Origin of the sequence: Sediminibacterium soli (assembly GCF_009939225.1) — a bacterium.
GTDB lineage: Bacteria > Bacteroidota > Bacteroidia > Chitinophagales > Chitinophagaceae > Sediminibacterium > Sediminibacterium soli.
Genome location: NZ_JAACJR010000003.1, coordinates 112,446 through 125,926, shown reverse-complemented (window position 1 = coordinate 125,926; position 13,481 = coordinate 112,446). Strand labels below are relative to the sequence as shown.

Annotated in this window: 15 protein-coding genes; 8 read left to right on the top strand and 7 right to left on the bottom strand. The window is 50.9% G+C overall.

Going from position 1 to position 13,481, the window contains the following annotated elements:
• Positions 1-24 precede the first annotated feature (24 nt).
• Both GWC94_RS00670 and murA read left to right on the top strand, forming a co-directional pair.
• A complete protein-coding gene (locus tag GWC94_RS00670; protein WP_161833082.1) occupies positions 25-759 on the top strand; it encodes a DUF4290 domain-containing protein in 735 nt (244 codons plus the stop codon).
• Positions 760-876: 117 nt separating this feature from the next.
• Positions 877-2,181, top strand: coding sequence for a UDP-N-acetylglucosamine 1-carboxyvinyltransferase (gene murA / locus GWC94_RS00665; protein ID WP_161833081.1), 1,305 nt, complete (start codon positions 877-879; stop codon positions 2,179-2,181).
• Positions 2,182-2,227: 46 nt separating this feature from the next.
• Here murA and GWC94_RS17045 read toward each other — a convergent pair whose 3' ends face one another.
• Positions 2,228-2,560 carry a hypothetical protein gene (locus GWC94_RS17045; RefSeq protein ID WP_394367106.1) on the bottom strand — a complete coding sequence of 111 codons (333 nt, stop codon included), beginning with the start codon at positions 2,558-2,560 and terminating at the stop codon, positions 2,228-2,230.
• Between the two features lie 330 nt (positions 2,561-2,890).
• Between GWC94_RS17045 and GWC94_RS17040 the strand changes: the two genes are divergently transcribed.
• From GWC94_RS17040 to GWC94_RS00645, 4 genes are all read left to right on the top strand, one after another.
• Positions 2,891-3,637 carry a DUF6515 family protein gene (locus tag GWC94_RS17040; RefSeq protein WP_394367105.1) on the top strand — a complete coding sequence of 249 codons (747 nt, stop codon included), beginning with the start codon at positions 2,891-2,893 and terminating at the stop codon, positions 3,635-3,637.
• A gap of 84 nt (positions 3,638-3,721) precedes the next feature.
• Positions 3,722-4,306: a nitroreductase family protein gene (locus GWC94_RS00655; RefSeq protein ID WP_161833079.1), complete on the top strand. Its 585-nt coding sequence runs from the start codon at positions 3,722-3,724 to the stop codon at positions 4,304-4,306.
• Between the two features lie 50 nt (positions 4,307-4,356).
• A complete protein-coding gene (gene gmk / locus GWC94_RS00650; RefSeq protein WP_161833078.1) occupies positions 4,357-4,932 on the top strand; it encodes a guanylate kinase in 576 nt (191 codons plus the stop codon).
• Positions 4,933-4,969: 37 nt separating this feature from the next.
• Positions 4,970-5,788 carry an SDR family oxidoreductase gene (locus GWC94_RS00645; protein WP_161833077.1) on the top strand — a complete coding sequence of 273 codons (819 nt, stop codon included), beginning with the start codon at positions 4,970-4,972 and terminating at the stop codon, positions 5,786-5,788.
• A 102-nt stretch (positions 5,789-5,890) separates the two neighbouring features.
• Here GWC94_RS00645 and dctA read toward each other — a convergent pair whose 3' ends face one another.
• The 4 genes from dctA to GWC94_RS00625 all read right to left on the bottom strand — a co-directional run bounded on the left by dctA (position 5,891) and on the right by GWC94_RS00625 (position 9,937).
• Positions 5,891-7,135, bottom strand: a complete 1,245-nt coding sequence (dctA, locus tag GWC94_RS00640; protein WP_161833076.1) for a C4-dicarboxylate transporter DctA — start codon at positions 7,133-7,135, stop codon at positions 5,891-5,893.
• Between the two features lie 178 nt (positions 7,136-7,313).
• Positions 7,314-8,837 carry a lysine--tRNA ligase gene (gene lysS, locus GWC94_RS00635; protein ID WP_161833075.1) on the bottom strand — a complete coding sequence of 508 codons (1,524 nt, stop codon included), beginning with the start codon at positions 8,835-8,837 and terminating at the stop codon, positions 7,314-7,316.
• A gap of 70 nt (positions 8,838-8,907) precedes the next feature.
• Positions 8,908-9,357 carry a GNAT family N-acetyltransferase gene (locus GWC94_RS00630; protein ID WP_161833074.1) on the bottom strand — a complete coding sequence of 150 codons (450 nt, stop codon included), beginning with the start codon at positions 9,355-9,357 and terminating at the stop codon, positions 8,908-8,910.
• Entirely contained in the window at positions 9,332-9,937 is a 606-nt protein-coding gene (locus GWC94_RS00625; protein ID WP_161833073.1) for a pseudouridine synthase, read from the bottom strand. Before GWC94_RS00625 ends, GWC94_RS00630 begins: the two co-directional genes overlap by 26 nt.
• Positions 9,938-10,358: 421 nt before the next feature.
• Between GWC94_RS00625 and GWC94_RS00620 the strand changes: the two genes are divergently transcribed.
• A complete protein-coding gene (locus tag GWC94_RS00620; protein WP_161833072.1) occupies positions 10,359-11,303 on the top strand; it encodes a UDP-3-O-(3-hydroxymyristoyl)glucosamine N-acyltransferase in 945 nt (314 codons plus the stop codon).
• A gap of 22 nt (positions 11,304-11,325) precedes the next feature.
• On the opposite strand, the gene GWC94_RS00615 is transcribed toward GWC94_RS00620, so the two are convergent.
• A complete protein-coding gene (locus GWC94_RS00615) occupies positions 11,326-11,757 on the bottom strand; it encodes a hypothetical protein (protein WP_161833071.1) in 432 nt (143 codons plus the stop codon).
• A 235-nt stretch (positions 11,758-11,992) separates the two neighbouring features.
• Between GWC94_RS00615 and GWC94_RS00610 the strand changes: the two genes are divergently transcribed.
• On the top strand, positions 11,993-12,898 hold the full coding sequence (locus GWC94_RS00610; RefSeq protein WP_235918410.1) for an OmpA family protein: 906 nt from the start codon (positions 11,993-11,995) through the stop codon (positions 12,896-12,898).
• A gap of 56 nt (positions 12,899-12,954) precedes the next feature.
• Here the strand turns inward: GWC94_RS00610 and bcp are convergent, their stop codons facing one another.
• Positions 12,955-13,464: a thioredoxin-dependent thiol peroxidase gene (gene bcp / locus GWC94_RS00605; protein WP_161833070.1), complete on the bottom strand. Its 510-nt coding sequence runs from the start codon at positions 13,462-13,464 to the stop codon at positions 12,955-12,957.
• Between the last annotated feature and the right edge of the window lie 17 nt (positions 13,465-13,481).

Genomic DNA, 13,481 nt, shown 5'->3' with positions numbered 1-13,481 from the left:
ATTTGTCGTTCTCACAGAACATTTATGGAGTACAATACAGAAAGAAATTACCTGGGAATGCGTGAATACGGCCGTCATGTACAGAAGATGGTGGAACACCTGCTGACCATCGAAGACCGTGAAAAGCGCCAGCAACAGGCACAGTGTGTGATCGAACTGATGGGTTTTCTTAACCCGCATCTCAAAAACGTGGAGGATTTCCGTCATAAGCTTTGGGATCATCTTTTCTTCATCAGCGATTTCCAGCTCGAAGTGGATAGCCCTTACCCTATTCCGAAACGCGAAACCTACAAGCAAAAACCCGATCCGCTTCCTTATCCCAAAAGCCATCCCAAATATGCACACCTGGGCAAGAACCTGGAAGTGGTGATCGACAAGGCGCTTCGCGAAGAAGACCCGGAGAAAAAAGCAGGTTTTGCACACGCCATCGCCTATTACATGAAGCTGGCCTACAGCAACTGGCACAAGGAATTGGCGCACGACGATACCATCCGCGCCGAACTGAACAATATCACCGGCGGACAGCTTGAGTTCAGCAACACGCCGTATATCAAACACCGCAACCAGAATTTCGAGCGCGACGAGTATTCCTCCGGCCGCGGCGGACGCTGGCAGCAGAATTTCGGTGGCCGTAACCAGGGCGGCAACAGGGGTAATAACCGCAACAACAGCAATAACCGTAACAAGAACAACAACCGCAACAACAACAACAACAATAATAACAACAACCGCGGCGGTCAGTTCAAGAAAAGATTTTAGCGATCTGCCGGTTGGTTTGTGGCTGGTACATAATTTTAAGGCGTCGTAAGATGCCTTTTTTATTGGATTGTGACCAACCCGAAGAAAGGACCGGCACAACCCCTAAACCATTCAATCATGAGTTCATTTGAAGTGATCGGCGGAAAACAGCTCAAAGGCGATATCGTTCCGCAGGGAGCCAAGAACGAAGCGCTGCAGATATTATCGGCCGTATTGCTGACAGCGGAACCGGTTACCATTTCCAACATACCGGATATACTCGATGTAAACCTGCTGATCGAACTGCTGGGAGATATCGGTGTGAAGGTGACGCGCACCGGCAACGATACCTGCGTATTCCAGTCCGATTCGGTGGATGCAGACTATCTCGCATCCGAGGCGTTCCGCAGAAAAGGGGGCAGGCTACGGGGCAGCGTTATGCTGGCCGGCCCTATGCTGGCCAGGTTCAGGCGTGCCTATATACCCAAACCGGGCGGCGACAAGATCGGCCGCCGGAGACTCGATACCCATATCATCGGTTTTGAAAAACTGGGCGCTGCCTATGCCTACGACGAAGATGCCGGTTGTTTTAAACTGAGTACACACCAGCTCAAGGGTACATTCATGCTGCTCGACGAGCCCTCTGTTACCGGTACCGCCAATATCGTAATGGCGGCCGTACTTGCCGAAGGCACCACCACCATTTACAATGCAGCCTGTGAACCCTACCTGCAGCAGTTATGTAAAATGCTGAACAGGATGGGCGCGCGGATCAGCGGCATCGGCAGCAATATGCTGGTGATAGAAGGTGTTGCCGTACTGCATGGCACCGAACACCGCATGCTGCCCGATATGATCGAAATCGGCAGTTTTATCGGCATGGCGGCGATGACGCAAAGCGAGATCACCATCAGGAACGCCGGTGTGGAGCACCTGGGTGTTATCCCTGAAAAATTTGCACAGCTCGGCATCCGCTTCGAGATAAAAGGAGATGATATCTACATACCGTCGCAGGATGTATACGAGATACAGACATTCCTCGACGGCGGCATACTCACCATTTATGATCATCCCTGGCCCGGGTTTACGCCCGATCTCTTAAGCATCGTACTGGTGGTGGCCACACAGGCAAGAGGCAGTGTGCTGGTGCACCAGAAGATGTTTGAAAGCCGCCTGTTCTTTGTAGACAAACTCATTGATATGGGCGCGCAGATCATTCTCTGCGACCCGCATCGCGCTACGGTGATCGGTCTGGGCAGAAAACACAAACTCCGCGGTATTACGATGAGCAGCCCCGATATCCGCGCCGGCCAGGCCCTGCTGATTGCAGCGCTGAGCGCCGAGGGAAAAAGCGTGATCCAGAATATCGAACAGATAGACAGGGGCTACCAGTTTATCGATGAAAGACTGCGCAGGCTGGGCGCCGATATAAAAAGGGTCTGAAGATATACGGCACTCCTATCAATGAACCATTCCTGCCGCTTTTCTGTCAGCGGCGGCCTGGCCGCCAATACGCTGTTAATGCCGGTGTGCGGCCTTTTTTTCCCGGTGGTTTTTCTGCTTTAACAATCTCAGGCACGCGTATTGCCGTGAGTTGCTCAGAAAAACCTGCAATATGAAAAACATTTACACACATAAGCTCCTGCTGAGCGGTCTGCTGGCCGCGGTAAGCCTTGGGGCAGCAGCACAACGCCATGAAGGCGGTCGGGAGGGCGGACCAAGACAAGGTGGCGAAGGAAGACAGGGCAATCCCGGCCGCAATTTTGAAAACAGACGCGATATGCAGCCGCAAAACGAAAACCGCCAGCGTGAGTGGCAGCAAAGACAGGATGCGCAGCGCGGAGCCGAAATGCAGCGCCAGCAGAACGATGACAGGCAACGCGAATGGCAACAAAGACAGCAGGCCCAGAATGATCAGCGCAACCGGGAGATGCAGCGGCAAAACGAAAACCGCCAGCGTGAGTGGCAGCAGAGACAGGAGGTGCAGCGCGGGGCCGAAATGCAGCGCCGGCAGAACGATGACAGGCAACGCGAGTGGCAGCAAAGACAGGATGCGCAGCGCGGAACCGAAATGCAACGCCAGCAGAACAATGACAGGCAACGCGAATGGCAGCAGAGACAACAGGCCCAGAACGACCAGCGCAGCCGGGAAATGCAGCGCAACAACGACCGCCAGCGCCAATGGGAGCAGCAGGACCAGCGTATGCAGCGTACACGCGAAGCACAGCGGGGCTACGACAGGTCTTACGATATCAGAAGACAACAGGCCCGCATCGATAACCGCCGGATGGAGCGCATGGGCAGCGCCGTTACTTTTCCCAACAGAACCTATGCCTATGGCTACCACCCCCGGTATTCGCGTCCTCCGGTAATATGGAACAACCGCAGGTATTATTCATTCTATAATTACAATTACCATCCTTACCGCCCGTATTCTTACGGATCGTTCTTTCATCCCGTAGGTTATTTCAGGATAAACCTGGGGCCCGCCGCCATCAGCGTAATACTGAACGGATCAAACTACTGGTATGACCAGGGCATATTCTACGAACCTTACAACAACGGATACCAGGTGATACCTGCGCCCGATGGTGTTTATATTTCACACCTTCCTGCGGGTTATACCACCATTAACCTCGGCGGCAACCTGTATTATTATTTTGCGGGAACATTCTACGCCACCAGCGCACGCGGGTTTGTGGTAACGGAAGCGCCCCCCGGAGCCATCGTGTACGATCTTCCCGAGGGATGCGATGAAATAAGGGTCAATGGCATGGTGTATCTCGAATACAACGGCACACTTTTTCAGCCGATACTCATAGATGGAAGGGACGCATACGAAGTGGTGGCGCTGGATGACGACTATGATGACGACTATGATGATGATTACGATCAGTAAGATATTCCGTGTATCGACAATAAAAAGCCACCGTATACAGCGCGGTGGTTTTTTATTTCCTGCCCGCGCAGGTACCTTTGCGGCATGAATGCATCATTTGAACAGTTATCGGGTATCATCCGCAAAAGAAGAAGCGTTAAACCCGCCGATATGAACGGTGTTAGCATCGATAATGGCCTGGTACGGCAGTTACTGGAGCTTGCCGACTGGGCACCCACACATGCAAGGACCGAGCCCTGGCGTTTTGCCGTTTACGAGGGGAAATCCAAAAAACGATTTTGTCTTGATCATGCCGAATTATACCGCGCCCATACCAGCTCAGATAAATTCATGCAGGGCAAATACGATAAACTGAAAGAACAGGCCGATACACTCTCGCATATCATCGTGGTGTATATGAAAAGAACACCCGGCGCCACCATCCCGGTAGAGGAAGAACTGGCTGCCGTTGCGGCCGCCACCCAGAACCTGTTGCTGGGCGCCGCAGCGCTGAACATCGCCGCATTATGGAGCACAGGCGGTATGACACATCACCCGGCCATGAAAACCTACCTGGGTATGGCACCGGAGGATATCGTAATGGGTTTATTGTTTCTTGGCTATACCGACAAACCGCTGCCTCCGGCAAAAAGAAATATACCGCTCGCAGAAAAGATCCGCTGGCAATAAACCGTGCGGGATCCTTCTTTGCATTTGCTGTTTTAATTGTTTCTTTGCGCATGTCTTCCCAGGAAAATAAACTGATCATTCTGACAGCCCCCTCGGGTGCGGGCAAAACATCGATCACACGTTTTCTGATCGATAAGTTTTCCAGGCTTTCTTTTTCCATTTCTGCCACTACACGGCTGCCCCGCGGAACGGAAAAGAACGGTGTTGAATATTATTTTATCAGCGTGGACGATTTTCATGAAAAGATCCATGCCAACGCCTTTATCGAATGGGAAATGGTGTACGAAGGAAAATACTATGGCACGCTGAAAGCAGAACTGCAGCGGATCTGGGACGGGGGAAAAGTGCCGGTACTGGATATAGACGTAAAAGGCGCCATTCATGTGCAGGAACAGCTGGAAGGTGATTGCCTCTCCATTTTCATACAACCGCCTTCTATCGATGAACTGAAGCGCCGCCTCGAAAGCAGGGGAACGGAAAGCGCCGAAAGCCTGGCCACACGCATCAGCAAAGCCAGTTATGAACTGTCTTTCAAACACCATTTCAACCGCATCATCGTTAACGACCACCTCGAAAAAGCCTGCGCGGAAACAGAGGCGGTGATCAAAAATTTCTTAGGCTGGTAATGGTCTTTTGCTGACATTTATTGTATAACCGCAGTATATGTCGTTCCGCAACAAAACCGTTTTCATCACCGGGGCCAGCAGGGGCATCGGTAAAGCCATGGCGCTGAGACTTGCCAAAGAAGGCGCCAATATTGTTATTGCCGCAAAAAGTGTGGAAGAAGACCCCAGACTGGGCGGCACCATCTTTTCTGCTGCGCAGGAGATGGAAGCGGCGGGCGGTAAAGCGCTGGCGGTACAGGTAGATATCCGGCAGGAAGAGCAGATTGCTTCTGCTGTGCAGCAGGCCGCAGACACATTCGGCGGAATCGATATCGTGATCAACAATGCATCCGCCATACAGCTCACGGCTACGGATCAAACCCCTTCCAAACGTTTCGACCTGATGCAGAGCATCAATGTACGCGGCACTTTTCTCGTGGTACAGCATTGCCTGCCTTATCTCAGAAAGGGCAGCAACGCGCATATACTCACTTTGTCGCCGCCCGTAAACCTGCACCCCAAATGGATGGGCGGACATATCGCCTATACCATTACCAAATACAGCATGAGCATGCTGGCACTGGGATGGGCGGCAGAATTCAGGAAAGACGGAATCGCGTCCAACGCGCTGTGGCCCCGAACCACCATCGATACCGCCGCGGTAAGAAACCTGCTTGGCGGGGAAGCGCTTGCCAAAATGAGCCGCACAACCGATATCCTCGCAGATGCGGCTTACTATATCCTGCGCAAACCCGCCGCCGATTGCAGCGGCAACACATTTATCGATGAGCAGGTACTCGCTGCCGAAGGCATTACCGATCTGGAAAAATATGCAGTTACGCCGGGCGGCCAGTTATACCAGGATCTGTTTGTGTAAGCGTATGCAGCGCTGGCAGTTGCATAAACACTGCAATGGTTTTATTGTTACCAGTTACTTAACCATTCAACCATAAGACAATGCAGCCATATACCCTCCATCTCAGGTTGCCTTCTCCACAACCCTCCTGTACACCTCCATATCCACGGCCTTCTCGCTGCGCGCGATGACTACGGTGGCAATGGTATTGCCGATCATATTGGTCAGGGCCCTTCCCTCGCTCATAAAACGGTCAACGCCGATCAGCAGCGCCAGCCCCTCGATCGGTATTACATGCATAATGGTAAGTGTGGACGTAAGTACGATAAACCCGCTGCCCGTAACACCTGCAGCGCCTTTACTGGTGATCATTAAAATACCGATGATGGTTAACTGCTGCGCAAAACTTAACTCTATATTGAATACCTGCGCCAGGAACAGTACCGACATACTGAGGTAGATGGTTGTTCCGTCCAGGTTAAAACTGTACCCTGTTGGAATGATCAGGCCCACCACCGTTCTGTCGCAACCCGCTTTCTGCAGTTTCTCCATGATATTGGGTAATACCGATTCGCTGCTGCTGGCGCCCAATACGATCAGCAGTTCTTCCTTGATGTATACCAGCAGCTTCCATACACTGAACCCGTAATACCTGCCGATAAGATTCAGTACCACGAATATGAACAGCAGCGAGGTAATATAAAATGCGATCATCAGTTTACCCAGCACCAGCAGGCTGGTAAACCCGAATTTGCCGATGGTAAACGCCATACCGCCGAAAGCACCTGCAGGACTCAGCTTCATCACAAAATGGATCAGTTCGAAGAATGCCTTGTTGAGGTTTTCAAAACTGGCCACCAGTTTATCGCCGGCCGAACCGATTTTTGAGATCGCTATCGCAAACAGTATCGCAAAGAACAGCACCTGCAGCAGATCGCCCTTGGCAAATGCATCGAGTATATTGGACGGAACGATATGGGAAAAAAATTCGCCCCAGTTCATTTCTTTGGCGGCGGCGGTATACTTGTCGAGGTTTTCTTTCGGCAGGTGGTCCGACGGGATTCCCGCACCCGGTTTCAGTACATTGGCCACCACCAGGCCGATAACCAGTGCCAGCGTTGTTACGATCTCGAAATAGATCAGTCCCTTACCGCCGACCCGACCCGCTTTTTTCAGGTCGCCGGCACCCGCAATACCCAATACCACGGTCAGGAAGATCACCGGTGTGATCACCATGCGGATCATGTTGATGAAGGTATCGCTGATCAGTTTGGCGGTGGAAGAGAACCCGGGAAACAGCCAGCCAACCAGCACACCGAGGCAGATACCGATCAGCACCTGTATATACAATACCTTGAGATATTTCATGCAGCGGGTTTAGTGGCCTAAACTAAGGGAATATCGACTATTGAACAAGGGGTAGTGGATTTGCGGATGAATAACTGGCACCGCCAGGCTACCTGCGTGTAAGCCTGGTATTCCACAAAAAATCCGCAAATCCGAAAATCCACTAATCCGCGAATAATATCTCCCGCACGCTGATGTCTTACCCCTGCTTCTCCGGGCGCATCTGCGGAAACAGCAGCACGTCCTGGATGGAGGCCTGGTTGGTCATCAGCATACACAGTCTGTCGATACCGATACCGATACCGGATGTGGGCGGCATGCCGTATTCGAGTGCGCGCAGAAAATCGTGGTCGATGAACATGGCTTCGTCGTCGCCGCGCTCCATCAGTTTCACCTGCTCTTCAAAACGTTCGCGCTGGTCGATGGGGTCGTTGAGCTCGCTGTAGGCATTGGCGATCTCCTTGCCATTCACCATCAGCTCAAAACGCTCCACAAGACCGGCTTTGCTCCTGTGTTTTTTGGTAAGCGGACTCATCTCCACTGGATAATCGATGATAAAACTGGGCTGTATAAAAGTGTGTTCGCTGCTTGCGCTGAACAGTTCGTCGATCAGTTTGCCTTTGCCGATATTATTGGGCACATCTATCTTCAGTTCACGGCAGGTTCTGCGCAGTGCATCCTCTTCCATTTCACTTACATCGATACCGGTATTCTCCCGGATGGCATCGTAAATACTGATCCTTTTAAACGGCGCTTTAAAGCTGATCGTTTTATCGCCCACTGTTACGTCTGTTGTGCCATGCAGGGCGATGGCGATCTGCTCCATCAGCTGCTCGGTGATCTCCATCATCCAGAAATAATCCTTGTAGGCAGTATACCATTCCAGTACGGTGAATTCAGGATTATGCGTGCGGTCCATACCCTCGTTCCTGAAATTGCGGCTGAATTCATATACCCAGTCAAACCCGCCTACGATCAGTCTTTTCAGGTACAGCTCATTGGCGATACGCAGGTAAAAAGGAATATCCAGCGCATTGTGATGCGTAACAAAGGGTCTTGCCGCCGCACCGCCGGGGATGGACTGCAGCACGGGCGTATCCACTTCCAGCGCCCCCTGTGCATTCAGGAAATCGCGGATGGTATTGATCAGTTTTGTACGCTGTTCGAATGTTTTCTTTACCTCGGGGTTGATCACCAGGTCGGCATAACGCTGGCGGTAGCGGAATTCGGGATCGGTAACGGCGTCAAACACATTGCCCTCTTCATCGCGTTTTGTTACGGGCAATGGCTTCAGTGATTTTGCCAGCAGGGTCAGCGTTTGGGTATGGATGGAGGTTTCCCCGGTTTTGGTGATGAATGCATACCCCGTTGCACCGATGAAATCGCCCAGGTCGAGCCCGTGTTTCACAAGTGCATCCCAGCCTGATTTATCCTCACCCGGATACAGCTCATCGCGTTTTACATACAGCTGGATGATGCCTTTGCTGTCCTGCACCTTGATAAAGAATACTTTTCCCTTATCGTTGATGCTCATGATACGGCCCGCCACGCAAACGGCGGCAAACTGTTCTTTTGTTTCCTCGGTATACTGTTCTTTTATGTCAACCGAATAATGCGTTACCGGGTACAAAGGCGCAGGGTAAGGGTCAATGCCTGCTTCCTGCAGTTTTGCCAGTTTCTCACGACGGATCAGCTCCTGCTCAGACAAATGGGATAGGCTCATAATTGCTTTTTAAGAGGGATGCAAAGATAAGCGGTGGAAAAGAAAACACATGCATCCGCTGCCGGCGCTGTTATCGGCTGTATACATCGGGATTATGCAACTGCATAAAACGGCCGGCTATTTCTTCGGGTATCGACGTCCAGCCAAATTGCCGGTAAAGACCATGAGCATCCTTTGTACCCAGCAGCCACCTGCGCAGGCCCTGCAGATCGGGGTGGGCATGGATCTCGGACACCAGCCATTTGGACAAACCTTTTCCGCGGTGCCCGGGTAAAATAAATACATCGGCCAGGTAAGCAAAAGTGGCCCTGTCGGTAACCACCCTGGCAAAACCCACCTGCCTGTCTGCGGCATACAGACCAAAGCAGAGTGAATGGTTGATGGATCTCTGTACCGTTTCGATCGGTATGTGCTGCGCCCAGTAAGAATCGTTGGACAGGTAACCATGGATCACCGCTATATCCAGTTTAGCAGAATCGGTGCTGATGGTATATTCATTTCTGGTTGCTTCCGTGTACATTGAACAGTTTTTGGTGGACGGTGTTTCGGGAGATCGCTGACATGTCACCCGGTTGCAGGGAGCCGATATCGAGCTGACCGATGCGGTAACGTATCAAACGCAAGGTAGGAAATCCTGCTGCTGCCGTCATCTTTCTCACCTGTCTGTTTTTACCTTCTGTCAATATCATGCGTATCCAGGGCGCGGGTATTTCTTTCCGGAACCTGATCGGCGGATTTCTTTCGCTTACCTCCGGCTCACCGTCAAATAAAAAAGCCCGCGCGGGTTTGGTGCGGTATGGTTTACCGTCTACCGAAATACCCACTCCTTGCCGCAAAGACATCAGCGCATCTTCGGTAACGGCGCCGTCTACCTGCACCCAGTATTCGCGCTCATGTGCAAACAGGGGATGAAGCAGGCGATGGTTAAGGTCTTTGTCATTCGTCAGCAGCAACAGTCCCTCGCTGTCGTAATCCAGTCGTCCTACCGGGTACACATCCCGCGGCACATCAAAAAAATCCGCGAGCGTTTTCTTTTGCTCCGAGGGAGAAAACTGCGAAAGTGCCTGGTAAGGTTTGTGGATGAGGAAGTAAAGGTTCATACAAAACAAAAGTCCCGCAGAAGCGAGACTTTGTATATGGATGGGTTAGTAAGTACGGGAAAATAAATTTCCCATCACAATATTAAAAAGAGTTTTAACGAATGCAAAAAATTTTTTAAACAATTTTATTAACATTTTCCGGCGCAATGTGAATTGTATTGCCAGAATCTGTATGTTACCCATAATGGTTTACTGCTCTTTAATCGCCGCAGTTATGATCAGTGCATCGTTTTCATTTCGCTGAAAGGCCGATGAATAAAGGGTTTCAGCGAAATCAATTTTTTTGTTCCGCGCAAAGAACAGCAACCTGCAACATCAGCGCGCAGTCTGAAAACAAGGTTCCGGAACCGTTATCCGCAGGTTAAAAAAATTTCCGGTCGGTTGGAGGTATTACCTTTGATTTTCACCAAAAGGAGGCAAGATGAAGTTTCCCGCTCCCGTTTCAGTGCAATGGATAGCCGCATTGATCAATGCAGAAACCGCCGGTAATACATCGGTTCAGGTAACCGGAATCAACGAGATTCATAAAGTTGAAAAAGGCGATCTGGTTTTTGTTGATCATCCTAAATACTATGATAAATGTCTTGGCAGCGATGCAGACGCCATCATCATCAACTCCGGTGATGTGCAGATCCCCGAGGGAAAAATCATTTTCATCGTTGACGATCCTTTCGAAGCATACCTGCGTATCGTTCATCATTTTCAGCCGGCGGCAGCGCAATCCGCATCCATCAGCAGCGATGCTGTGATCGGAGAAAATACGGTGGTCATGCCCAATGTATTCATTGGTCATCATGTAACGATCGGTGATAACTGTACGATACATCCCAATGTTTCGCTGCTGCCTTACACCCGCATCGGCAACAATGTAGTGGTGCAGGCCGGCAGTGTTATCGGCAGCGATGCTTTTTACTACAACGGCAAGAAGAACCGCGATACCTGGTACAAACGCATGGAAAGCTGCGGCAGCGTGGTGATTGAAGATGAGGTGGAGATCGGCGCAGGCTGCACCATCGATCGCGGTGTTACCGCAGAAACGCGTATCGGCAAAGGAACCAAGATGGACAATATGGTGCATATCGGCCATGATGTAACCGTTGGAAAGAACTGCCTGTTTGCAGCACAGGTGGGCATCGGTGGAGGAACCGTTATTGAAGAAGGTGTGGTGTTATGGGGACAGGTTGGCGTAAGCAAAACGCTGACCATTGGCGCCAACGCGGTGGTGCTTGCGCAAAGCGGTGTGCCTTCTTCGCTGAAAGGCGGTAAAACCTATTTCGGTTATCCCGCAGAAGAAGCCAGTGTTAAAAGACGCGAACTGGTTTGGATAAAACGCATACCCGAGCTGTGGAAGAAAGTGATGGAATAGCCTGCCGGCCAGTACTGACGCATCAGGGGGTTTCCATGGGCTTTTTGCTGTTACGGCCCACCGCATAATGCGGCTTCAGTTCCTTATAGATCTTATCGAGTTGTTCATTACCCGATTCCGCCGCATTTTTTGAGTTCTGGAAATAGGCCCTTGTCTGCTTCATGATCTCGTTGCCGATCACCAGCTTGGCGTCTTCGAGTTTTGTCTTAACCTGCTCCAGCTCTACCAGCAATTCTGCATACTGCTGGTACAGGTGCACATAATTGTTGCAGATGGTCACGTCAATAAACGTTGGCACCGTTGTGGGGTTCTTGCGCATATAATTGACGGCTTTCTCCACAAATGCATGGCGCTTGGTGTTCAGCTTGAACATGCTCCGGCGCTCGCTGGGTTTCAGAATAATGTTGTTGGGGATCATATTGCGCACGGCGGCTATGTTCTGTTTGATAGACATAAGCTCAGATGCGACAAAGCTTCTGAAAGGGGTCATGGTGTAGTTGGTTTTGGTATAACGCTTTTTTGAAATAGAAAATTGCTGTTTCTGAAAATCAAAGCGCGCTGAAAACCAATTTACTCAGATTTTCCTGTTTTATAAAGGGTTTGGGGGCTGACCAGCGTTTTTTTTGATCAAAAAGGCAATTTCCGCAGGTATCCGAGCGTTATCAGTGCGCATTAACAACCTAATTGAAATGAAGATGAAGGCAAAACTCTACCTTTTGGCGGCAGCCATCCCCTTTGTGCTGTTCTCCTGTGTAAGTACCAAAAAACTTGATGCCGAAAAAGCCAAGTATGCAGAATTGAGCGGCAATTACCTGGACCAGCAGGCCAGGCTCCGTGAAGCCCAGGACGAGATCAAACGTTTACAGGCTCTGCTGGACAAAGCCAACGGTCAGCTCAGGGACCAGAAAGCAAGCTCGGAAGCCACCATTGCCGATCTGAACAAACAGATCGACTACCTGAAGCAGAACAACAATACGGTGCTGAACCAGTTGAAAGACCTTTCCGTGGTAACCGGTGCCCAGGCCGAGAGTATCAAGAAATCGCTGGATAACATCGGCGCAAAAGACCTCTATATTAAAGACCTGCAGGGCTCCATCGCGCGGAAAGATTCGCTGAACATGGCGCTGGTGATGAACCTCAAGGGAGCTATCGGCAACCTGGATGACAAAGACATCAATATCAAAGTTGACAAAGGCGTTGTATACGTAGACATCTCCGATAAACTGCTGTTCAAAAGCGGAAGCTACGATGTAACCGACCGTGCAAAGGAAGTGCTGGGTAAAGTGGCCAAGGTGCTGAACAACCAGCCCGAGATCGAGTTTATGGTGGAAGGACATACCGATTCGGTTCCTATCAAAAGCGCGGGCATACAGGACAACTGGGACCTGAGCGTAAAACGCGCCACCACGGTGGTACGCATACTGCAGGATACCTACGGTGTTGACCCCAAACGCATGACCGCCGCCGGCCGCAGCCAGTACCTGCCGCTTGCCGACAATGCCACCATCGAAGGCCGTTCGGTTAACCGCAGAACAAGGATCGTGATACTTCCGCAGCTTGACCAGTTCTTCAAGCTACTGGAGACAAAAAAATAAAGCAGGCCCGGCCTGTACGGTGAAATGTGAAAGGATAGTCAATAACATTGGCCCTTTCACATTTTTCTTTTTATACCCTTTCCGGTTTTGCCATCCGGCTTTTCCGCTTCCTTCCAGGCCTCGAGTATCTCTTCCGCATGCTTCTTGCTGCGCGGCCTCGTGATCACTTTCGCAATCTTTCCTTTTTCATCGATCAGGAAAGTGGTGCGGTGGGTGCCGATATAGGTTTTGCCCATAAACGTTTTCCAGTCCCACACCCCATATTTTTTTAATATGGCCTGGCTGGTATCCGCTACCAGCGGGAAGGGCAGGTTGTATTTTTTCTCGAATTTTTTATGGCTTTTCTCATCGTCCTCGCTCACGCCAAGGATCGAAAGCCCGTGCGACTGCAGCAGGGCATAATTGTCACGCAGGTTGCAGGCCTGGTCGGTGCAGGTGGGTGTGTCGTCGTGCGGATAAAAATAGAGTACGAGTTTTTTTCCTTTGTAGTCGGCCAGGGAAACCGTATTGCCATCCTGGTCTTTGCCCTTAAAAGCCGGCGCCTTTTTTCCTTCCTGTAATACCATACCGCAAAGATAGGCCA